Consider the following 18,846-nt stretch of genomic DNA (forward strand, 5'->3'; position numbering starts at 1 on the left):
TGAAAAAATCCGCCACCTGCACAATACGCAAGCAGCGGATTTTCAAGATTTTCTGGTGCCGGCGAGTGGACTCGAACCACCGACCTACGCATTACGAGTGCGTTGCTCTACCAGCTGAGCTACGCCGGCGCTGGGCCGGATATTACTCACTTGCCCGCGGCTCGACAAGCGCCTGGCCGGTGGGGGTCAGGCTTCCTGCGAGTCGCGCTCCTGGCGCAGCTGTTCCGCCAGGGTCCGCAGATAATGCGGCGTAACCGACGCCATCCCCGCTTCACTCATGGCGTTGGCCAAGCGCAAGTACGCCTCTGCGTCGCTCTGCGCCAGTCTTGCCTCTTCCTTGTCGAGCTCCGTCGCCACCGCAATACCTCCTTGGCTGCCTTCACGTCACTGGCGCCCATGTTCCAGGGGGTGACAACGATGCCATATTTTTGCCTCCCCTCAAATGGCGAGCCACGATTTTCATCGACACCATCGGCGGGGCCGTATGTCGTGACGCGACCACCGGGCAAAAGAAAACCCCGCAGGGGGTACGGGGTTCAAGGGAGATGGGGTTGCTTGCGGGCTTCCCTGGCGGTCGTGACTCCTGTCGTGACGTTGCCGTTCCGTGCCCTTCGCGGGCCTTCCCTGGCCCGTGCTTCCTTGCTTGCCGTGGCGGCCCTCCCGGCCACCGTTACAGCTTCAATATAGACAACACAGATTTATTGGACAAGTTTTGTACAATTTTTTACATGCCATCCGGGTGCTTCAGTGCTTGATCAGCGAGCCGTCGTCGTCGTACAGCGGATAACTGCCCTCGGCATCGTGATCCTCCGGGCCGACCAGCGACGGTGTGAACACGCACAGTACCGTCATGCCCTTCTCGCTGCTGAGGATGTGTTTCTGGTGCTTGTCGAGAGCATAGAGCACGCCCGGCTTGAGCTCCCAGCTTCCCCCTTCGGTCAGATCCTCGATCTGGCCCTCGCCCTCGATGCAGATGACCGACTCCTTGTGGTTCTTGTACCACATGTGCAGCGCCTGACCGGGCTTGATGTAAGTCTCGTGGACGGAGTGACCCATGCCGTCGGCACGCAGCGTGTAGCGGCGGCTGATGAACTTGTCCTCATCGACGGCACTGGCTTCGGCATCCTTGTGGTCACGAACGATCATCGAACGCTCCTCCTTGCTTCGACTGTCGGCGTGGTGACAGGCCGCCGGCGGCGCGCTACGCCGGGCCCGCGCCGACCGGGGCCCTGCGGCTCCGGCGGCGACCTGGTGAATTCCGCGATTCAGCCGTACTGGGCGGGGTCCGGCACCGTCGGGTGGCGGGCCGGATGCGCTTCCATGTAGGCATGGCAGGCGCGCAGCACGCGGATGTCGTCGTACTTGCCGCCCGCCAGCTGAAAGCCCACCGGCAACCCGGCGTCGGTGAAGCCGCACGGCACCGAGGCGGCCGGCTGCTGGCTGAGGTTGAAGGGGTAGGAGAACGGCGCCCATTCCTCCCAGTCACGCATGTCGCTGCTCGGCGGCACCTCATGATTGATCTCGAAGGGCTCGATCGGCACCGTCGGCGTCATCAGCAGGTGGTATTTCTGGTTGAAATGCTCGAGCTGCTCGGCCAGACGCGCCCGATCGGCCTCGGCCCGGAACAAGTCGAGCGCACTCCAGGCCTCGGCGTGGCGCGCATTGGCAACCAGCCCCGGGTCGAGTTCCTTGCGCTGGCGCTCGTTGCACTGTGACCAAAGTTCCAGCGAGGCGGTGAACCACAGCTTGCGGAAGATATCGATCGGCGAATCGAACCCCGGGTTGATCTCGACGATCTCGGCACCCAGCGCCTCGAGCCGCTTCGCAGCCTCGTGGACCCGCCCGGCGATCTGCGGATCCACGTCGGCATAGCCCAGCGTCGGCGAGTAGGCGATGCGCAGGCCGCGCAGATCGCAGTCCATGTCGACACCCCAGTCCTCGGGTTGGCCCCGGGTCGCATAAGGGTCGCGGTAGTCGTAACGGCCGATGACATTGAGCATGCGGGCGGCATCCGGCACCGTCCGGGTCAGCGGGCCGATATGCGACAGCGAGGGCTCCTGGGCCGGCGGCCACTGCGGTGTCCAGCCGAAGGTCGGCTTGAAGCCGAAGACGCCGGTGAAGGCTGCAGGGATGCGGATCGAGCCCCCGGAATCACCGCCCTGGTGCAACACGCCCATGTTGAGCGCAGCCGCTACCGCCGCACCGCCCGAAGACCCCCCGGAGGTCAGTCGTGTGTCCCAGGGGTTGCAGGTCGCCCCGAAGAGGCGGTTGTCGGTCACCGCCTTCCAGCCATACTCGGGCGTATTGGTCTTGCCGAGCAGGACGGCGCCGGCCTCGCGCAAGAAGCGCGCGGGCGGGGCGTCCATCTCGCAGGGGGTGTCCGGGGTGGTCAACGACCCTTCCCGGGCGGGCATGCCGGCAACGTTGGTGAGATCCTTCAGCGAGGCCGGCACCCCGTCGATCGGACTCAACGGCTTGCCCTGCCCCCAGCGCCGGGCCGAGGCGCGGGCCGCCTTTTCGGCCCCTTCGCGGTCCACGTGGACATAGGCATTGACCGCATCGTTGAAACGTTCGATACGCTCGAGAGCCGCCCGGGTCGCTTCCAGCGGCGAGGCCTCGCCGGACTCGAAAAGCCGCACCAGCGAACCGGCATCCATGGTTCCCAAGTCAGTGTCGCTCACATCATCCTCCCTGAATCCGTGCGTTCACTCCTTTGTCTCTGACAAACGTAGCGGACTATCGACGAGCAGGCCAACCGGTCACGTGCATCCTGGGCTAACGGGCTCCCTTGCGCAGCAAACTTCTTGTACATTTATCGGCGCGCGCCAGGCCCGTGCGGCCGGGCCGGCATCGACACGAGCAGTAACACAAGGATGTGGACATGCAACAGTCAGTGAGTTGTGTCACCAAGAATCTCGGCCACCACGTGAACCTTCACGACTCCGATATCGCGCTTCTCAAGGCCCTGGAGAAGGACCCGCGGCAGGTCAGTAAGGGCACGGTGCTGTGGGAAGCGCAGGATACACCCACCCAGCTCTATACCCTGCGCAGCGGCTGGGCCTACGCCTTCCACTGCTCCGAGAATGGCGCCCAGCAAGTGCTCGACATCTTCCTCCCGGGGGATGTGATGGGGATTCGTGACGCCACTTCGATGACCCATTACACCACGGCTGTCATGCTGACCGACGGCGTCATCTGCCCCTTCCCGACGGTTCGCCTCGAGGATCTCTTCACCCAGTCGCCGCGCCTCGCGCTGGGCCTTCACGCCTCGGCGGCACGCCAGCAGGGCGTGATCACCGAGCGCCTGGTGAACGTGCTCAGCAACGACGCCTGCTCGCGCCTGGGGCATTTCGCCCTGGAGATCTACTATCGGCTCCGACGCATCGAGGAGACCACCGGCAACAGCTTCACGCTGCCCCTCACCCAGCGTCAGCTGGCCATGCTGCTGGGCATGAGCGAGGTCCACGTCAGCCGCACCATGAGCGAGCTGGCCGAGCGTGGGTTGATTACCCGCCGTCGCCAGAGCTTCCAGATCAACGACCTGGAAACCCTCTCGCAGATCTCCGACTTTCGCCCCGAGAAGTTCAGCGACCGCATCAATCCCTGCCTGTCGCATCTGTTCGAATGATCCCGGCCCCAGGTTGCCTTTCCTGACGCCCCGGTAACATTTTCGGCCTTGTTTCCAGCCTCGAATCACTGTCAGGGTGGGGAGTCGGATCACACATCGCGCCAGTGACCGCCACCGGCCGGTTGCAACCCGGCCGACAAAAGCTGGCGCCAAATGGACAGAAGGTACACAAGGAGTGGTGCCATGCTGTCACGAGAAGGCCACCTGGCCAGAAACATCAACCGGCACGTCACGCTGTCAAGCGGCGATGCCAGCCTGCTCGCCGAACTCGACGCCCATCCTCGGCGCATGTCCCGAGGCTCGGAACTCTGGCAGACACAAACACCACCCGAGTTCCTCTACACTCTATGCCGTGGCTGGGCCTGCAGTTACCACCGCTCCGCCAACGGTTCGCAGCAGATACTCGACCTGTTCGTCCCCGGCGATATCATGGGGCTGCGGGACCTGACCTATCATGACCACACGAGTACGGCGGTCATGCTCACCACCGGTCAGGTGAGCGCCTACCCCATCGAGCGGGTCTCCGAACTGATGCGCTGCTCTCGCCGCCTCGGCTGGGCCCTGCAGGCCTCCGCCGCCCGTCAGGAGCGGCTGATCACCCAGCGGCTGATCAACGTGCTGAGCCACGACGCCGCCTCACGTATCGCGCATCTCATGCTGGAAATCCAGCACCGGCTGCAACGGGTGGACGCCGCCTCCGGCGATCAGTTCTACCTCCCCCTGCTGCAACGGCAGATCGGCATGCTGCTGGGCATGAGTTCGGTGCACGTCAGCCGCACCCTGATCGAACTATCGCGGCGCGGCCTGCTGGAACGCTCGCGGCGACGCATCCACCTGCTGGATGTCGAAGCTCTGACGCGCATCGCCGACTTCACGACCTTTCCCTACGAGGCCGGACTCAATCCGGAATTATTGCTCGAGGAGAGTATCCCGCGCTGACAGTCATCATGGCGGTGTCTTGATGGCAACCAGTTCGGCGAAAAGGGAAAGGAGCGAGGCCGTCCTGGCCAGCTTGATCACGGCAGGGGAGCCTGACGGGGTTTGCTGCAAGAGAGTCACGTCACGGGCTCGCTGTGGACACCTGGTTGACACCCACAAAAAAACCGCCTTGGGAGGCGGTTTTTAGAAATTCGTAAATGCTTGATTCTGCGAGCATTTTAATGGTGCTGGCACCAGGAGTCGAACCCGGGACCTACTGATTACAAGTCAGTTGCTCTACCAACTGAGCTATGCCAGCGCCAAAGAGCGTTGGCGTGGCTGGGGTAGCAGGATTCGAACCTGCGCATGCCGATACCAAAAACCGGTGCCTTACCACTTGGCGATACCCCAGCAATGTGGTGGCCAGAGACGGAATCGAACCGCCGACACGGGGATTTTCAATCCCCTGCTCTACCAACTGAGCTATCTGGCCGCTGCCAACGGGGACGTATTAAACCGTAACGCCCGCTTTCGGTCAACCCCTTCTTTCAAAAAGATCTTCGCGGGGCTCCGGCACGCTCAGGAGGACGGCGGCACGTAGCCTTCGGCCTGGTCGGTGTCACGGTTGTCGAAAAAGCGCTCCATCTGCTCCATCAGATAGGCCCGGGTCTCCGGGTCCAGCATGTTGAGGTGCTTCTCGTTGATCAGGCGCGTCTGCAGGGCCTGCCATTCCTCCCAGGCCTGCCGGGAGACGGTGCGCTGGATCTCGGCGCCCTTCTCGCCGGGCAGCGGCGGAAACGGCAGCGCCTCGAGCTCCTGCTGATACTTGCGACAGAATACGGTGTTGCTCATCACGAACGCTCCTCGGATTGGGTCAGGGTGTCGGCCAGCGTGTTCAGCAGGGCTTTCACGGGGGCGGCCAGGCCGACGCTGGGCGGCGCGTCGAGGTCGTACCACAACCGCCCCGCTTCGGCGACGCCCGACGGCTCCCGCTCCAGCCACACCGGCTGCGGCACGACATGCAGCCGGAAATGGCTGAAGGTGTGGGTGAACGGCGCCCAAGGGCGGCCACGCCGCGCTTCGGGCACCCGACAGGCTAACCACGCATCGAGGGCGGCGTCATCCTCGAACTGGGGGAAACACCACAGGCCACCCCACAGCCCGGTGGGCGGACGCTGCTCGAGCAGCACACGCCCGTCGGGGTGGCACAGCAACAGCATCCGTGCGTGACGTTCGGGCAGCGCCTTGCGCGGCTTGGGTTCGGGGAAGCGGCGCTCCTCGCCACGGGCGTGGGCCGCGCAGGCGTCGGCGAAGGGGCAGATCAGGCAACTGGGCTTGCCCCGGGTACAGACCGTCGCCCCCAGGTCCATCATCGCCTGTGAGTAGTCGGCCAGCCGCGAGTCGGGCGTGTAGCGCTCGGCGAGCCGCCACAGCTCGCGACTCACCGCGGTCCTGCCGGGCCAGCCCTCGACGGCGTGCAGCCGCGCCAGCACCCGCTTGACGTTGCCGTCGAGAATCACCGCCCGGCGCCCGGTACTGATGCTGATGATCGCCCCGGCCGTGGACTGGCCGATACCCGGCAGCGCGGCCATGGCCTCGAGGCTGTGCACCGGGAATTCGCCGCCGTGCTCGTCGACGACACATTGCGCGGCACGATGCAGGTTGCGGGCCCGGGCGTAGTAGCCTAGCCCGGTCCACAGGTGCAGCACCGCGTCGACCTCGGCGCGCGCCAGCGCCTCGACATCCGGAAAGCGCGCCATGAAGCGCTCGTAGTAGGGAAGCACCGTGGCGACCTGGGTCTGCTGGAGCATGATCTCCGACACCCAGACCCGGTAGGGCGTCTTGTCCTGCTGCCAGGGCAGGCTCTTGCGCCCGTGGCGGTCGAACCAGGCGAGCAGGCGCTGCTGGAACGTTTCGGGCGTCAGTTCGGCGGGACGGGGCGACGTCACGACGGCCCTCCATAAAAAAGCGCCGACGCGAAGGTCGGCGCAGGACTGGCTTGCATGATCATCACTTCAAGAGACCACGGATCGCGTTGCGAAGTTCCTCGGAGGACTTGCCACCGAGTTTTTCATCGAGTTTCTCGTTCAGCTTGTCGACGGCCTTTTTCTTGGCTTCGTCCCTGGCAAGGCGGGTCAGCGACTTCTGGAAGGCCTTGCGGTCGAACGCGCACCACTGGCCCGGCTCGCCGGACAGGTCACCTTCACAGTGCACCGGCAGCGGCACTTTCTCGAGGCGCGGATTGACCTTGCAGGCGGCATCCGCGGTATCGACGAAGCGCGCCCGGGCATCGTAGTCGAAGCGCTGGGTGGGCAGGTTGACCTGGCCCTTGCCGGTCATCTCGATGCCGGGCAGCGTGATCAGCAGGTCATCGTTGTGGGCGACACCGTCGACGACCCGGGCACTGCCCTTGAGCTGGTCGAAGCGGGTGTCCGGGCTCCAGTCACGCTGGGTGGCCTCCCCCTCCAGGGCCGCCACGGCGGTACACAGCTCCTTCGAGACGTTGACGTTGAACACCGCCCCGTCGACGACGCGGAAGTCGGCCTTGCCGTTCAGGTTGCGCAGCAGCGTGTCGGCTTGGTTGGTCCGCGAGGTGAAGCTGCCGGACACATTGAGCCGGCCCCGCAGCGGCGAGGGCTTGCCGCTGTAGTCCTCGACCAGCGGCACCAGCTGCACGCCGTCGAGCGCGTCGCTGAAGCGCCAGTGAATCGGTGTCCGGCGCACATCGAGGCCGGCCTCGGCATGCAGCGTGCCGTCGTAGAGGCGGGCATCGAGACGCTGCAGCGTGAACTGCCCGTCACGCCCATGCAGCGCCAGCGAGGACTGCTCGAGGGTCATGCCCTTGACTACCAGCGAATCCAGGGACAGCTTGCCGTCCACTGCCAGCGTGCGCAGCGTGTCCACCGGCACCAGGTCGGCGCCCTGGGCGGCTTCGGTGGCCGCATAGGCCGGCGCCACACCCAGCGCATTCAGCAACGCCGCGGTATCCGCCTGCTTGCCCGGCGTCGTCTCCGGCGGCGGCAGGTAGCGGTCCAGATCGAGCGCGCCCCCCTGCAGATCGGCAGTCAGCGACTGCCCGTCGAGACCGGCGCCCAGCGAGCCGGTGAAGGTGGTGTCGTCAACGACCAGCTTCAGGCTGGTCAGTGTGGCCTGCTGCATATCGCCCTGGATCGGGCTGTTCAGCGCAACCTTGCTCAGTGCCTTGTCATCCGCGGTCGCCGGCGGCAGGCCCATCCGGGTCAGCCAGGGGCGCAGCGACAACGGCGCCAGCTCGATCTTGCCGGTATAGCGCGGTGTCGTGTCGAGCCGGCTGACCGCCAGATTGCCGTTCAGCTCGAGGCCGTCGTCCCCGCTGACGGCCAGGTCGTTCAAGCGCGCGGTCGCGGCGTCGGTATCCGCCTCGGCGGCGAAGGTGGCCTTGAGCGACAGCGGCGACTCCCCTAGCGCCGGATGCGCAAGACTCGCGTCCACCTCGGCGCCGTCGAGCCGGTAACGCCCCTGGCGGGTGTCGGCAATCAGCGAGTCGGCATCCAGGTCGAGCGTCTGCTGGCGATCCGGATAGGCCGGCAGATCGGTGGTGGTCTGCAACGCCAGCCCCTCGAGGACATAGCGCCCGTGCTGAAGCCCCAGCCGGGCCTTGCTCTTGAGCTTCACCTGACTGCGCACCGCCGGCTGGGTGCCGTCGATGACGAAATTGGCTTGCAGCGGGAAGGCACTGGCGGGATTGACATCGCTGGCATCCAGCGCAAAGTCCCGAACCGTGACATCCAGACCACTGCGCCGATCCAGATAGTGGACCTGGCCGTCACGCACCGCGATGCTGGCGATATCCAGCGCCACGCTGGGGGCGCCCGCTCCCTGCATGGCCGGGCCCGACGAGGCCGGCGCCAGCGCTTTGCGCGGCTGGCCCTCGGCATCGCCGAAGCGCTCGAGCAGCTGCTCCCAGTTGCCGTGCCCCTGCGCATCACGTTCCAGCGACAGCCGCAGGCCGTTCAGGGTCAGGCCGTCGATGGCGATCTCGCCCGACAGCAACGGCGCGAAGGCCAGGCTGACCTCGCCGCGGTCGATCGCCGCGAAGGCCTCGTCGTCGCGCTGCTGGTCGGGCAGCCAGGCGCGGGCATCCTCGACGCTGACGCCGATGCGCGGATAGAAGGACCAGTTGAGCGGCCCGTCCAGCGCCAGATCCAGCCCGGTCTGCTCGTGCACGGCCTCGACAAGGCGCGGCTTGAGCTCGTTGGGATCGAAGAACGTGGTGACGTAGACGACCGCTGCCACGACCACCAGCCCCAGCACGCCGACGGCCGCGAGCAGAATCCGCACCAGCCTCTTCATTGGCTTCCTCCTGCAGGGGGTGTCTTGAGTTCGAAAAAGCCGCCGCCCTCCTCGAGCCGATAGCCCATGCGGACCAGCAGCAGCTGGCTTTCCAGCGGCAGGTGGCGGGTCTCTATGCGCAGCGGCGTCTCCCCCGCCGCCGCGGCGACCAGCGTCATCAACCGTGAACCGACACCACGGCGGCGTGTAGGCCGGCGCACGCAGAAGTGCGACAGCCACCAGGCATCGGGCGACTTGCGCACACTGACCGCGCCCAGCAGGCGGTCGTTGAACAGGGCGGCATGAAAGACGCCGCCCGACTCGAGATGGTCGCGGATGAATGCATCGACGGGCAGCGGCAGCCAGTCGGCCTCGGCATCCTGATAGATACGCGCCAGATCGATCCCCACCTGGGGATCCTCGCCCCAGCGCGCGTGATCGACTTCCTCCAGTGTAACCGGCATGCCTGCTCCCTCCCGTGGTGCCACGAATCCCGCCGTCGATGACCCCGCATTGTAGCGGATGGCCATTGCGATTCTCTATAATGACAGGCTCGGCACGGGACGCGCAGGCCGCCACACTCCGGTTTCCGCCACGCGTCCCGCCAACTTACTGTTGCCCGGCGCGCGAGCGCCCGGAAGGGAGAGCGGCCAATGCCCGAGCGAATCGCCACGGTATCGCGAGACACGTCCGAGACTCAGATCACGGTCACCGTCAACCTGGACGGCCAGGGACGCTTCAATGCCGACACCGGCGTGCCGTTTCTCGACCACATGCTCGACCAGATCGCCCGCCACGGGCTGGTCGACCTGGATATCGTCGCCAGGGGCGATCTGCACATCGACGACCACCATACCGTCGAGGACATCGGCATCACGCTCGGCCAGGCCTTCGACAAGGCGATCGGCGACAAGCGCGGCATCCGCCGCTACGGCCATGCCTACGTGCCGCTCGACGAAGCCCTGTCCCGGGTGGTGATCGACTTCTCCGGCCGCCCCGGACTGGCCATGGATGTCGAGTTCACCCGCGCCAGCATCGGTCGCCTGGACACCCAGCTGTTCTGGGAGTTCTTCCAGGGCTTCGTCAACCACGCCCGGGTGACGCTGCATATCGATAACCTCAAGGGGTTCAACGCGCACCACCAGGCCGAGACCATCTTCAAGGCCTTCGGTCGCGCCCTGCGCATGGCCGTCGAACCGGACCCGCGCATGGCCGGGCAGATGCCGTCCACCAAGGGCAGCCTTTGATCAGTAACCGCGAGGAGCGAGCATGACGATCGCCGTCATCGACTATGGCATGGGCAATCTCCACTCCGTGGCCAAGGCCCTGGAGCACGTCACCCACGAACACGTGGTGATCACCCGCGACGCCCGCTCGATCCGTGGCGCCACACGCATCGTGCTGCCCGGCCAGGGCGCCATCCGCGACTGCATGGGCGAGCTGCAGCGCACCGAACTGCAGGGCCTGGTCAAGGAACTGCTGGACGATGAGGGCAAGCCGCTGCTGGGCATCTGCGTCGGCCAGCAGATGCTCATGGAGCACAGCGAGGAGAACGGCGGAGTCACCTGCCTGGGCTACCTGCCGGGCAGCGTGCGCCGTTTCAGCCAGGAGATGCACGACGCAGACGGCCGCCGCCTGAAGATCCCCCACATGGGCTGGAACCAGGTCACTCAGCATCATCCGCACCCGCTCTGGGAAGGCATCAGCGACGGTGCCCGCTTCTACTTCGTGCATGGCTACTACGTCGAGGCCGAGCGCGACGAGGACGTCTTCGGCACCACCCGCTACGGTGATGTCACCGCCCATGTAGCCACCGGCCGCGACAGCGTCTTCGCCGTGCAGTTCCACCCCGAGAAGAGTGCCGACGCAGGACTGCGCCTGCTGGAAAACTTCGTCAACTGGACGCCCTGAGCCCGGCGTTCACCGCCGTCACACTGGATAGATCGCGCTCCGGCCCAGCCGGGCGCTCACGAGGACACGACATGCTGGTTATTCCCGCCATCGATCTCAAGGACGGCCAATGCGTCCGCCTCAAGCAGGGGCGAATGGACGACGCCACCACCTACGGCGACGACCCGGTCGCCATGGCCGCGCGCTGGGTCGAGGCCGGTGCCCGCCGTCTGCACCTGGTCGATCTCAACGGCGCCTTCGAGGGCAAGCCGGTCAACGGCGAGGCGGTCACCGCCATCGCCCGCGCCTACCCCGAGCTGCCGATCCAGATCGGCGGCGGCATACGCAGTGCGCAGACCATCGAGCACTACCTCGAGGCCGGCGTGTCCTACGTGATCATCGGCACCCAGGCGGTCAAGCAGCCGGCCTTCGTCACCGAGATGTGCCGGCTGTTCGAGGGCCACGTGATCGTCGGCCTCGACGCCCGCGACGGCTTCGTCGCCACCGACGGCTGGGCCGAGGTGTCGACGCTCAAGGCCACCGAACTGGCCAAACGCTTCGCCGACGACGGCGTGTCGTCGATCGTCTACACCGACATCGCCCGCGACGGCATGATGCAGGGCGTCAACCTCGACGCCACCGTCGATCTGGCCCGCGAGGGCGGCCTGCCGGTGATCGCCTCGGGCGGGGTCACCAACCTCGACGACATCCGCGGCCTGGCCGAGGTCGCCGACCAGGGCATCCTCGGCGCCATCACCGGCCGTGCCATCTACGAAGGCAGCCTCGACGTCGCCGCGGCCCAGCGCCTGTGCGACAGCCTCGACACAACCCGCAAGGAGTGATCACCATGGGTCTGGCCAAGCGCATCATCCCCTGCCTCGACGTCGACGCCGGCCGTGTGGTCAAGGGCGTCAACTTCGTCGGCATCCGCGACGCCGGCGACCCGGTGGAAATCGCCAAGCGTTACAACCAGCAGGGTGCCGACGAGATCACCTTCCTCGATATCACCGCCAGCCACGAGGACCGCGCAACCACCGTCGAGATGGTCGAGCGCATCGCCGGCGAGGTGTTCATACCGCTGACCGTGGGCGGGGGCATCCGCACCTGCGAGGATATCCGCACCATGCTCAACGCCGGCGCGGACAAGGTCTCGATCAACACCGCCGCGGTGACCAATCCCGAGTTTGTCCGCGAGGCCACCGAGCGCTTCGGCAGCCAGTGCATCGTGGTGGCAATCGACGCCAAGCGTGTCAGCGCCGAGGGCGAGGCGCCGCGCTGGGAGATCTTCACCCACGGCGGACGCAAACCCACCGGGCTCGATGCCATCGACTGGGCGCGCAAGATGGTCAACTACGGCGCCGGCGAGCTGCTGCTGACCAGCATGGATCGCGACGGCACCAAGGCCGGCTTCGACCTGGAGCTGACCCGCGCGATCTCCGAGGCCGTGGCGGTGCCGGTGATCGCCTCCGGCGGGGTCGGCAATCTCGACCACCTGGTGGAAGGCGTGACCCAAGGCGCCGCGGACGCGGTTCTCGCCGCAAGCATCTTCCATTTCGGCGAATACACCATCCCCGATGCCAAGCGCTACATGAACGAACACGGTATCGAGATGCGCCTGTAACGACGATCGCCGCCTTCGTCTCGACCCTATTGCCAGCCGAGGCGCGACGCCTCCTTCAGGGCCTTGTCGAGCTGCGCCTCGGCAAGGCCCTGCAATTCGTCCGCCAGCGCCTCGCGCTGCGCCGACTCCAGTGGCATCGCCTCGCTCTCCGACCCGGCCAGCCACGCCGCCAGATTGATCAGGTCATGCTGACGGCCGAGGCGCTTGGCCAGCCGCTTGAGCCGCCGCGGGTCGACTCGGGGCGGCTCGCCCTTCACTCGTTCACGCAATTCCTGCTGATAGGTCAGATACTTCACCCACTTGCGCCAGCGATGGCAGCGCGCCGGATCGCGTGACGCGGCACACGTCTCGGCCAGACGACGCGCCTTGCGCCGGGTGCGACGGTAGCCCGCCTTGACCTGACTGCCTGTCAGCGGCTCGGCCCGCCAGTTGGCCGCCTCGCGGACGAATTCCGCCTCGAGCACTTGGCGATCCGCACCGGCGGTCTCGTCGAGCGACGCCACCAGGGCGGCACGCAGCCGGGCCACGACGGGGCGCAATTCAGGGCTCAGGCGTGGCAGCGCCCAGCCCAGCATGGCGTGGCGCACCCGCGCCTCGCGAGGGCCTTCCAGGCGCTTGGCAATCGCCCGGGGCGTGGCCTCACGGGCCTTGATCGCCGCTTTCGGGCGCTCGGCGCGCTGCAGCTGGCGGGCGGCGCGCAGACGCTTGCAGGTCAGGCGCAGCTCGTGGACGTCGTCATCGTCAAGCGGCGTGGCCAGTCGCCGGCGCGCCTCATCGATGCATACCAGCGGCCACTGACGGTACTTCATGCTTGCCTCCCGGCGCCCCCGTGGGCGTCACTCCAGGCTCAGGCCGAGGTTGCTGACGCCGTCGTTGCGCCCCAGACGACGCAGCGCCTTGAGCGCCTCGCGGTCGAGCCGCGCCTCGGCGGCTTCCAGCACCGCTTCCTGGAAGTCGCGCTCGTCGGCCATCAGCGGGTGCTCGCGCAGGCGCGTGGCGGCCCGCTCGGCGTCGTCCTCCTCGGCCTCCTCGGTCATCTCGACGACGGCCTGCACCCCGCTCTTCGACAGGCCGCTGATCGTCAGCGGCGCATCGGGCGTCTCGCCCTGCAGCGCGTCGAGCAGGGTCGACAGGGCCATCATCACCTCCACGGCCCGGCGCGCCCCGAAGCTCTCGTCATCCTCGGGGGGCTCCGCCTCGCTCAGCTTGTCCGCCTGACGGGCGAAGTCGATCTTCGCCTCGCGCACCATCAGCGATTCCCAGGCCAGATCGAGCACCACGCGCAGCGTCCCGGGGTCACCCTGCCCGGTCATCTGTGCGTACAGGCCGTAATTGGGCAGCAGCCGTTCGCACAGCGCCGCCATGAACGCGATCTGCTGGCGGCGGCTCAGGGCGCGCAGGCGGGCCTTGAAGCCCTCTCGGGGGGTCGCTGTCATGGGGTCTCCTTGTTATCCGCGGCCGATCATGGCCAGAACAGCTCGGCGCTCACCCGGCCGCCGGCGTCGAAAACGATGCCTTCGGCACGCAACCGCTCGCGCTGGCGCACGGCGCCGCCATGCTCGGTGACGCGTCGCGAGGCATTGATCACCCGGTGCCAGGGCAGGCCGTGGCCATCAGGCAGGTGGCGCATGGCACTGCCGACCATGCGTGCCGTGGCGCCTTCGGTCATCTTCGCCACCCGGCCATAGGTGGTCACCCGGCCTTCGGGAATCTGGGCCACGATGGTGTAGATCTGTTCGAGCAGGTCCGCGCGGGGCATGTCCGACTCCATGGTTCCTCAGGCTGTCGGCCCCATTATGGCACCACCAGCCGGACGCGGGGACCACCAACCACCGCCCCCGCGGGCGACGAGATTCACTGGACGCCGGTGGAGCGCGTATCCGATGATGGCCGCATGCATATCTACTTCCTCCAGCATGCCGCCCACGCCGGGCCCGCCCGTCTCGCCGACTGGCTCGCCGGCATGGGGCACAGCCACAATACCTGCCATCTGTACGCCGACGAGGCCCCGCCACGCCTCGAGGACTGCGACGCGCTGATCCTGCTCGACGGCCCCCAGGCCCACGACGACACCGCGGCCCACCCCTGGCTGAAACGGGAGACCAAGCTGCTCGACCGGGCGCTGAAGAGCGGCAAGCCGGTTCTGGGCATCGGCCTCGGGGCGCGGCTGATCGCCGCCCGGCTCGGTGCCATCATCTCCCGCGGCACCCACGCCGAGGCCGGCTGGCAGACCGTGACCCTGGCTGCGGAGAGCCCCTTCGACCTGCCCGAGCAGTTCGAGGCCTTTCTCTGGCACCGCGACATCTTCGGCCTGCCCGAGGACGCCCTGCCGCTGGGCGGCACCGCGGCCAGCCCGGTGCAGGGCTTCGCCTGGGACGCCGGCCGGGTTGTCGCCCTGCAGTGTCATCTGGAAGCCACCGCCGCCAGCGCCACCGCCCTGCTCGACCATGAACCCCTGCCCGCCGAAGGCCCCTACGTGCAGAGCCGCGAGGCGATTCTCGCCGACCCGCGGCGCTTCGACCGGCTGGCGCCGCTGCTCGACCGGGTGCTGAGTCGCTGGCTCGTCGGCGCCTCCTGAGCGCAGGCCCGCCCGAGCCTCGGCGCTGCCGCTACTGGCGTGTCGGTGCCGCCTGCCATGCCTCGGCGAAGGCCAGGCAGCTGTCCCAGTCGCCGACGTGCAGGAAGTGCTGATCGTCGTGCTTCTCCAGCTGATAGCGGTACATGGGGTCGTAGTATTCGGTCAGCAGCGGCGCCAGCCAGGCCTCGTGGGCCTGGCGGTTGCCGCGCTCGTGCTCGCGGAAGGCCAGTTCCTGCAGCCGCGCCAGCCGCGCCAGCCGGGCGCCGCCGAGACGCTTGCGCAGGCGTCGCAGGGCGCCGGAAAGCTGCTTGCGCATCAGCGCCCAGCCCAGCCATTCACCGTACTGCGTGGCATAGATCGCCCACAGGTCCTCGATGTAGTCCTTGTGGATACGCGCCAGCCGCCAGTCCAGCGGCATCTCGACGCGGATGCGCGGGGCCCGCTCCATCCCGCGCCAGAAGCTCAGCGGAATGTTGGCATTGCCGATGTGGCGCGACTCGTCCTCGACCACGCAGGCGCCGTCCCGCGCCAGCAGCCCGAGGCCCATGGCGTGCTCGAAATCGATCTGGCTCGGCGCCGGCAGCGGGTGCCGGCCGAAGGCCGAGCCCTTGTGGCGGGCACAGCCCTCCAGGTCGAGACCGTGGCTCAGCCGCTGGATCAGTTCGGTCTTGGCGCAGCCGGTCAGCCCGCCGACCACCAGCAGCGGCTGCTCGGCGGCGGCGTCGATGCGCCGGCACAGCGCCTGGCGCATGGCCTTCCAGCCGCCGCGGATGCGCGGGCGCGTGACCCCCGCCTCGGCCAGCCACTGCTGGGCGATCTGCGAACGCAGCCCGCCGCGGAAGCAGTAGAGCAGGGCATCCGGGTGCGCCTCGACCACGCGCCGCCAGGCGGCCACCCGCTCGCGGCGCAGACGCCCGCTGACCAGTTGCTCGCCCAGCGCGATCGCCGCATCCTGACCGTGGGTCTTATAGTGGATGCCGACCCGGTGGCGCTCCGCGTCGTCCATCAGCGGCAGGTTGATCGCGCCGGGCAGCGCGCCCTGGGCGAACTCCACCGGCGCGCGCACGTCGATCAGCACCCGCCCCTCGGCCAGCCAGCCCAGATCGGGCTCGACCGTCGGCAGGGTCATCGCCGGACCTCGATCAGTGCCTCACCCTCGGCCTTCAGGCACTCGCCGAACGGCGCGAGCGTGACCCCGTGGGCCCGGCCGATGCGTTCCACGTCGTAGGCATAGGCCGGGTCCACCGCCAGCAGCAGGCCGCCGGAGGTCTGCGGGTCGCACAGCCACTGCCAGTGGGCGTCGTCCATCGTCGGCAGGCTCGTGCCCAGCGCCTGGCGGTTGCGCGCGCTGCCACCGGGCACCGCGCCCTGGCGGCGGTACGACTCGGCCTCGGCCAGCCGCGGCAGGCGGCGGAAGTCGATGCGCGCCTTGACGCCACTGGCGCTGCACACCTCGCTGAGATGCCCGGCCAGGCCGAAGCCGGTGACGTCGGTCATGGCATGCACGCCGGCCACCTTGGCCAGATCGACGCCCATGTCGTTGGCCTTGAGCATGGTTTCCCGCGCCAGCCCCTGATGCCCGGGCTCGAGCAGGCCGCGCTTTTCCGCCGTGGTCAAAAGCCCCACGCCCAGCGGCTTGGTGAGATACAGCAGGTCCCCCGGCCGGGCACCCTTGTTGAGCTTGAGATGCTCGAGGTCGACCAGGCCGTTGACCGACAGCCCGAAGATCGGCTCCGGCGCGTCGATCGAATGCCCGCCGGCCAGCGCCAGCCCCAGCTCGCGACATACCGCCTGAGCGCCGGCCACCACGTCGCCGGCGACGTCGGCGCCGAGCTTGTCGAGCGGCCAGCCGAGGATACCCAGCGCCATCACCGGGCGCCCACCCATGGCGTAGACGTCGCTGATGGCGTTGGTGGCGGCGATGCGGCCGAAGTCGAAGGGATCATCGACGATCGGCATGAAGAAATCGGTGGTGGCGATCAGCCCGCGGCCGTCGCCCAGATCGTACACCGCCGCGTCCTCGCGACCCTGATTGCCGACGATCAGCCGGGCGTTGCTGGCTCCCGGGCCCGCCTTGGCAAGGATGCCGTCGAGCACGTCGGGGGCGATCTTGCAGCCGCAGCCGGCTCCGTGGCTGTACTGGGTCAGGCGAATGGCGCTCATGCTGTTCTCCTCGTTCGAACCTGTGACAATTCTACGTCAAGCGCGTCGGCGGCGGGATGGCTATAGCAGGGCTATCACAGATAGCTGCAGCATCGCTCGGGCTGACCGGCGGCCGGTCTACGAGGGGCGCTATGAACCCTTCCATGGGCGCTACTTTGGCCATCCATGGCCAAAAACCCCCTCTACGACCTGCCCCCGGCGCCCTCGACATAGCCAACGGTGATTACTCTGATGGCTACAGGGCTTCCAGGGCATCGGCCAGCTTGTCCACGGCGATCACCTCCATCCCCTCGGGCGACTGCCGCGGGGCGTTGCCGCGGGGCACGATGGCCCGGGTGAAGCCGTGCTTGGCGGCCTCGACGATGCGCTCCTGGCCGCTGGGCACCGGGCGAATCTCGCCGGACAGCCCGACCTCGCCGAATACCACCAGCTCGCGCGGCAGCGGGCGGTTCTGCAGGCTCGACACCACCGCCAGCAGCACCGCCAGGTCGGCGCTGGTCTCGAGCACCTTGACCCCGCCGACCACGTTGAGGAAGACGTCCTGATCGCCGGTGAACAGCCCGCCGTGGCGGTGCAGCACGGCCAGCAGCATGGCCAGCCGGTTGGGATCGAGCCCCACCGCGACACGGCGCGGATTGCCCAGCGCCGACTCGTCGAGCAGCGCCTGCACCTCGACCAGGATCGGCCGGGTGCCCTCCCAGACCACCATCACCAGGCTGCCGGCGGCCTGCTCCTCGCCCCGCGAGAGGAAGATCGCGCTGGGATTCTTGACCTCCTTGAGGCCCTGCTCGAGCATCGCGAACACACCCAGCTCATTGACCGCGCCGAAGCGGTTCTTCTGGCCGCGCAGGGTGCGAAAGCGCGAGTCGCTGCCGCCCTCGAGCAGCAGCGAGGCGTCGATCATGTGCTCGAGCACCTTGGGGCCGGCCAGCGAGCCGTCCTTGGTGACATGGCCCACCAGCAGCAGCACGGTGCTCGAGCCCTTGGCGAAGCGCGTCAGCGCCGCCGCCGACTCGCGCACCTGGGCCACGCCGCCCGGCGCCGAGGAAATGTCCTCGAGGTGCATGGTCTGGATCGAGTCGATGATCAGCACGTCGGGCCGTTCGCGCTCGGCGACGCCGAGAATCGTCTCGATGCTGGTCTCGGCGAGCATCTTCAGCCCCTGGGTGGGCAGCTGAAGACGGTGGGCGCGCATCGCCACCTGCGACAGCGACTCCTCGCCGGTGACGTAGAGTACGCTGCGCTGCTGGGCCAACTTGCAGGCGGTCTGCAGCAGCAGGGTCGACTTGCCGGCGCCGGGGTGACCGCCCAGCAGCACCGCCGAGCCGGGCACCAGTCCGCCGCCCAGAACCCGGTCGAACTCGCCGAAGGTGGACGAGAAGCGCGGCACCTCGCTGAGATCGACGCTGCCCAGGTCGACCACCTCGCGGGACAGCGCCCCGGCATAGCCGCCACGGCCGGTCGCCCCGGCGGTACTCGCCGTCGCGCCCGGGCGCGCGGGCGCCAGGCGCACCTCGCTGAGCGTGTTCCACTCGCGGCAGCTCGAGCACTGCCCCTGCCACTTGGTGTATTCGGCACCGCACTCGGTGCACACGAAGGCACTCTTCGCTCTGGCCATGACGACTCTTGATCAGCGGAATGGGCGGGAAACGGGCACGCAACGACAGGGGCGGCCCGCAGGCCGCCCCGTCATGCGCTACCAACCGGGTCTGAAACTCTTTTCACAATTCATCAGGC

20 protein-coding genes and 4 tRNA genes are annotated in these 18,846 nt (G+C 67.6%); 7 read left to right on the forward strand and 17 right to left on the reverse strand.

Features of this window, described 5'->3' with window-relative positions; genetic code table 11:
- Positions 1-53: 53 nt before the first annotated feature.
- The 4 genes from ACTCB7_RS01545 to ACTCB7_RS01560 form a co-directional block, all read right to left on the reverse strand.
- A tRNA-Thr gene (locus ACTCB7_RS01545) sits at positions 54-129 on the reverse strand.
- Positions 130-186: 57 nt separating this feature from the next.
- Entirely contained in the window at positions 187-357 is a 171-nt protein-coding gene (locus tag ACTCB7_RS01550) for a hypothetical protein (RefSeq protein WP_463005305.1), read from the reverse strand.
- A gap of 387 nt (positions 358-744) precedes the next feature.
- Positions 745-1,146, reverse strand: a complete 402-nt coding sequence (locus ACTCB7_RS01555; protein ID WP_463005306.1) for an ectoine synthase — start codon at positions 1,144-1,146, stop codon at positions 745-747.
- Between the two features lie 119 nt (positions 1,147-1,265).
- Positions 1,266-2,681, reverse strand: a complete 1,416-nt coding sequence (locus tag ACTCB7_RS01560) for an amidase (protein WP_463005307.1) — start codon at positions 2,679-2,681, stop codon at positions 1,266-1,268.
- 200 nt (positions 2,682-2,881) lie between these two features.
- On the opposite strand from ACTCB7_RS01560, the gene ACTCB7_RS01565 reads away from it, so the two are divergent.
- Entirely contained in the window at positions 2,882-3,628 is a 747-nt protein-coding gene (locus ACTCB7_RS01565; protein WP_463005308.1) for a Crp/Fnr family transcriptional regulator, read from the forward strand.
- Positions 3,629-3,811: 183 nt separating this feature from the next.
- Entirely contained in the window at positions 3,812-4,567 is a 756-nt protein-coding gene (locus tag ACTCB7_RS01570) for a Crp/Fnr family transcriptional regulator (RefSeq protein WP_463005309.1), read from the forward strand.
- 222 nt (positions 4,568-4,789) lie between these two features.
- Here the strand turns inward: ACTCB7_RS01570 and ACTCB7_RS01575 are convergent.
- From ACTCB7_RS01575 to ACTCB7_RS01605, 7 genes are all read right to left on the reverse strand, one after another.
- Positions 4,790-4,865, reverse strand: a tRNA-Thr gene (locus ACTCB7_RS01575).
- A 17-nt stretch (positions 4,866-4,882) separates the two neighbouring features.
- A tRNA-Gln gene (locus ACTCB7_RS01580) sits at positions 4,883-4,957 on the reverse strand.
- 6 nt (positions 4,958-4,963) lie between these two features.
- Positions 4,964-5,039 (reverse strand) — tRNA-Phe (locus ACTCB7_RS01585).
- An 86-nt stretch (positions 5,040-5,125) separates the two neighbouring features.
- Entirely contained in the window at positions 5,126-5,398 is a 273-nt protein-coding gene (locus tag ACTCB7_RS01590) for an oxidative damage protection protein (protein WP_224415900.1), read from the reverse strand.
- Complete coding sequence (mutY, locus tag ACTCB7_RS01595; protein ID WP_463005310.1) at positions 5,398-6,495, reverse strand: A/G-specific adenine glycosylase; 1,098 nt, start codon at positions 6,493-6,495, stop codon at positions 5,398-5,400. The genes ACTCB7_RS01590 and mutY overlap by 1 nt, the downstream gene beginning before the upstream one ends.
- A gap of 61 nt (positions 6,496-6,556) precedes the next feature.
- Positions 6,557-8,878: an AsmA family protein gene (locus ACTCB7_RS01600; RefSeq protein WP_463005311.1), complete on the reverse strand. Its 2,322-nt coding sequence runs from the start codon at positions 8,876-8,878 to the stop codon at positions 6,557-6,559.
- Entirely contained in the window at positions 8,875-9,321 is a 447-nt protein-coding gene (locus ACTCB7_RS01605; RefSeq protein WP_463005312.1) for an acetyl-CoA sensor PanZ family protein, read from the reverse strand. Before ACTCB7_RS01605 ends, ACTCB7_RS01600 begins: the two co-directional genes overlap by 4 nt.
- Positions 9,322-9,510: 189 nt before the next feature.
- Between ACTCB7_RS01605 and hisB the strand changes: the two genes are divergently transcribed.
- From hisB to hisF, 4 genes are all read left to right on the forward strand, one after another.
- Positions 9,511-10,104, forward strand: a complete 594-nt coding sequence (gene hisB / locus ACTCB7_RS01610; RefSeq protein WP_463005313.1) for an imidazoleglycerol-phosphate dehydratase HisB — start codon at positions 9,511-9,513, stop codon at positions 10,102-10,104.
- Positions 10,105-10,126: 22 nt separating this feature from the next.
- On the forward strand, positions 10,127-10,768 hold the full coding sequence (gene hisH / locus ACTCB7_RS01615; protein ID WP_463005314.1) for an imidazole glycerol phosphate synthase subunit HisH: 642 nt from the start codon (positions 10,127-10,129) through the stop codon (positions 10,766-10,768).
- 71 nt (positions 10,769-10,839) lie between these two features.
- Entirely contained in the window at positions 10,840-11,589 is a 750-nt protein-coding gene (hisA, locus tag ACTCB7_RS01620) for a 1-(5-phosphoribosyl)-5-[(5-phosphoribosylamino)methylideneamino]imidazole-4-carboxamide isomerase (RefSeq protein WP_463005315.1), read from the forward strand.
- A gap of 5 nt (positions 11,590-11,594) precedes the next feature.
- On the forward strand, positions 11,595-12,368 hold the full coding sequence (gene hisF / locus ACTCB7_RS01625) for an imidazole glycerol phosphate synthase subunit HisF (RefSeq protein WP_463005316.1): 774 nt from the start codon (positions 11,595-11,597) through the stop codon (positions 12,366-12,368).
- Between the two features lie 26 nt (positions 12,369-12,394).
- Here the strand turns inward: hisF and ACTCB7_RS01630 are convergent, their stop codons facing one another.
- From ACTCB7_RS01630 to ACTCB7_RS01640, 3 genes are read right to left on the reverse strand one after another with little or no spacing between them, the layout of a single operon-like run.
- A complete protein-coding gene (locus tag ACTCB7_RS01630) occupies positions 12,395-13,177 on the reverse strand; it encodes a CHAD domain-containing protein (protein ID WP_463005317.1) in 783 nt (260 codons plus the stop codon).
- A 27-nt stretch (positions 13,178-13,204) separates the two neighbouring features.
- Entirely contained in the window at positions 13,205-13,804 is a 600-nt protein-coding gene (locus tag ACTCB7_RS01635) for a YjaG family protein (RefSeq protein WP_463005318.1), read from the reverse strand.
- 26 nt (positions 13,805-13,830) lie between these two features.
- Complete coding sequence (locus tag ACTCB7_RS01640) at positions 13,831-14,127, reverse strand: MGMT family protein (RefSeq protein ID WP_163648126.1); 297 nt, start codon at positions 14,125-14,127, stop codon at positions 13,831-13,833.
- Positions 14,128-14,262: 135 nt separating this feature from the next.
- Between ACTCB7_RS01640 and ACTCB7_RS01645 the strand changes: the two genes are divergently transcribed.
- Complete coding sequence (locus ACTCB7_RS01645) at positions 14,263-14,946, forward strand: type 1 glutamine amidotransferase (RefSeq protein WP_163648125.1); 684 nt, start codon at positions 14,263-14,265, stop codon at positions 14,944-14,946.
- A gap of 31 nt (positions 14,947-14,977) precedes the next feature.
- Here ACTCB7_RS01645 and mnmH read toward each other — a convergent pair whose 3' ends face one another.
- From mnmH to radA, 3 genes are all read right to left on the reverse strand, one after another.
- A complete protein-coding gene (gene mnmH, locus ACTCB7_RS01650; RefSeq protein WP_463005319.1) occupies positions 14,978-16,075 on the reverse strand; it encodes a tRNA 2-selenouridine(34) synthase MnmH in 1,098 nt (365 codons plus the stop codon).
- Positions 16,072-17,109: a selenide, water dikinase SelD gene (selD, locus tag ACTCB7_RS01655; RefSeq protein ID WP_463005320.1), complete on the reverse strand. Its 1,038-nt coding sequence runs from the start codon at positions 17,107-17,109 to the stop codon at positions 16,072-16,074. Before selD ends, mnmH begins: the two co-directional genes overlap by 4 nt.
- Positions 17,110-17,344: 235 nt before the next feature.
- On the reverse strand, positions 17,345-18,727 hold the full coding sequence (radA, locus tag ACTCB7_RS01660) for a DNA repair protein RadA (RefSeq protein ID WP_463005321.1): 1,383 nt from the start codon (positions 18,725-18,727) through the stop codon (positions 17,345-17,347).
- Positions 18,728-18,846 lie beyond the last annotated feature (119 nt).

It is taken from the genome of Modicisalibacter sp. (genome assembly GCF_055145905.1).

What these genes read in the sequence shown, in the direction of transcription:
- ACTCB7_RS01605 (WP_463005312.1), bottom strand. Translation starts at nt 9,321, where the DNA reads ATGCCGGTTACACTGGAGGAAGTCGATCACGCGCGCTGGGGCGAGGAT.
- ACTCB7_RS01640 (WP_163648126.1), bottom strand. Translation starts at nt 14,127, where the DNA reads ATGCCCCGCGCGGACCTGCTCGAACAGATCTACACCATCGTGGCCCAG.
- mnmH (WP_463005319.1), bottom strand. Translation starts at nt 16,075, where the DNA reads ATGACCCTGCCGACGGTCGAGCCCGATCTGGGCTGGCTGGCCGAGGGG.
- hisF (WP_463005316.1), top strand. Translation starts at nt 11,595, where the DNA reads ATGGGTCTGGCCAAGCGCATCATCCCCTGCCTCGACGTCGACGCCGGC.
- hisA (WP_463005315.1), top strand. Translation starts at nt 10,840, where the DNA reads ATGCTGGTTATTCCCGCCATCGATCTCAAGGACGGCCAATGCGTCCGC.
- ACTCB7_RS01645 (WP_163648125.1), top strand. Translation starts at nt 14,263, where the DNA reads ATGCATATCTACTTCCTCCAGCATGCCGCCCACGCCGGGCCCGCCCGT.
- radA (WP_463005321.1), bottom strand. Translation starts at nt 18,727, where the DNA reads ATGGCCAGAGCGAAGAGTGCCTTCGTGTGCACCGAGTGCGGTGCCGAA.
- hisB (WP_463005313.1), top strand. Translation starts at nt 9,511, where the DNA reads ATGCCCGAGCGAATCGCCACGGTATCGCGAGACACGTCCGAGACTCAG.
- ACTCB7_RS01635 (WP_463005318.1), bottom strand. Translation starts at nt 13,804, where the DNA reads ATGACAGCGACCCCCCGAGAGGGCTTCAAGGCCCGCCTGCGCGCCCTG.
- ACTCB7_RS01555 (WP_463005306.1), bottom strand. Translation starts at nt 1,146, where the DNA reads ATGATCGTTCGTGACCACAAGGATGCCGAAGCCAGTGCCGTCGATGAG.
- ACTCB7_RS01590 (WP_224415900.1), bottom strand. Translation starts at nt 5,398, where the DNA reads ATGAGCAACACCGTATTCTGTCGCAAGTATCAGCAGGAGCTCGAGGCG.
- selD (WP_463005320.1), bottom strand. Translation starts at nt 17,109, where the DNA reads ATGAGCGCCATTCGCCTGACCCAGTACAGCCACGGAGCCGGCTGCGGC.
- ACTCB7_RS01565 (WP_463005308.1), top strand. Translation starts at nt 2,882, where the DNA reads ATGCAACAGTCAGTGAGTTGTGTCACCAAGAATCTCGGCCACCACGTG.
- ACTCB7_RS01570 (WP_463005309.1), top strand. Translation starts at nt 3,812, where the DNA reads ATGCTGTCACGAGAAGGCCACCTGGCCAGAAACATCAACCGGCACGTC.
- ACTCB7_RS01600 (WP_463005311.1), bottom strand. Translation starts at nt 8,878, where the DNA reads ATGAAGAGGCTGGTGCGGATTCTGCTCGCGGCCGTCGGCGTGCTGGGG.
- hisH (WP_463005314.1), top strand. Translation starts at nt 10,127, where the DNA reads ATGACGATCGCCGTCATCGACTATGGCATGGGCAATCTCCACTCCGTG.
- ACTCB7_RS01630 (WP_463005317.1), bottom strand. Translation starts at nt 13,177, where the DNA reads ATGAAGTACCGTCAGTGGCCGCTGGTATGCATCGATGAGGCGCGCCGG.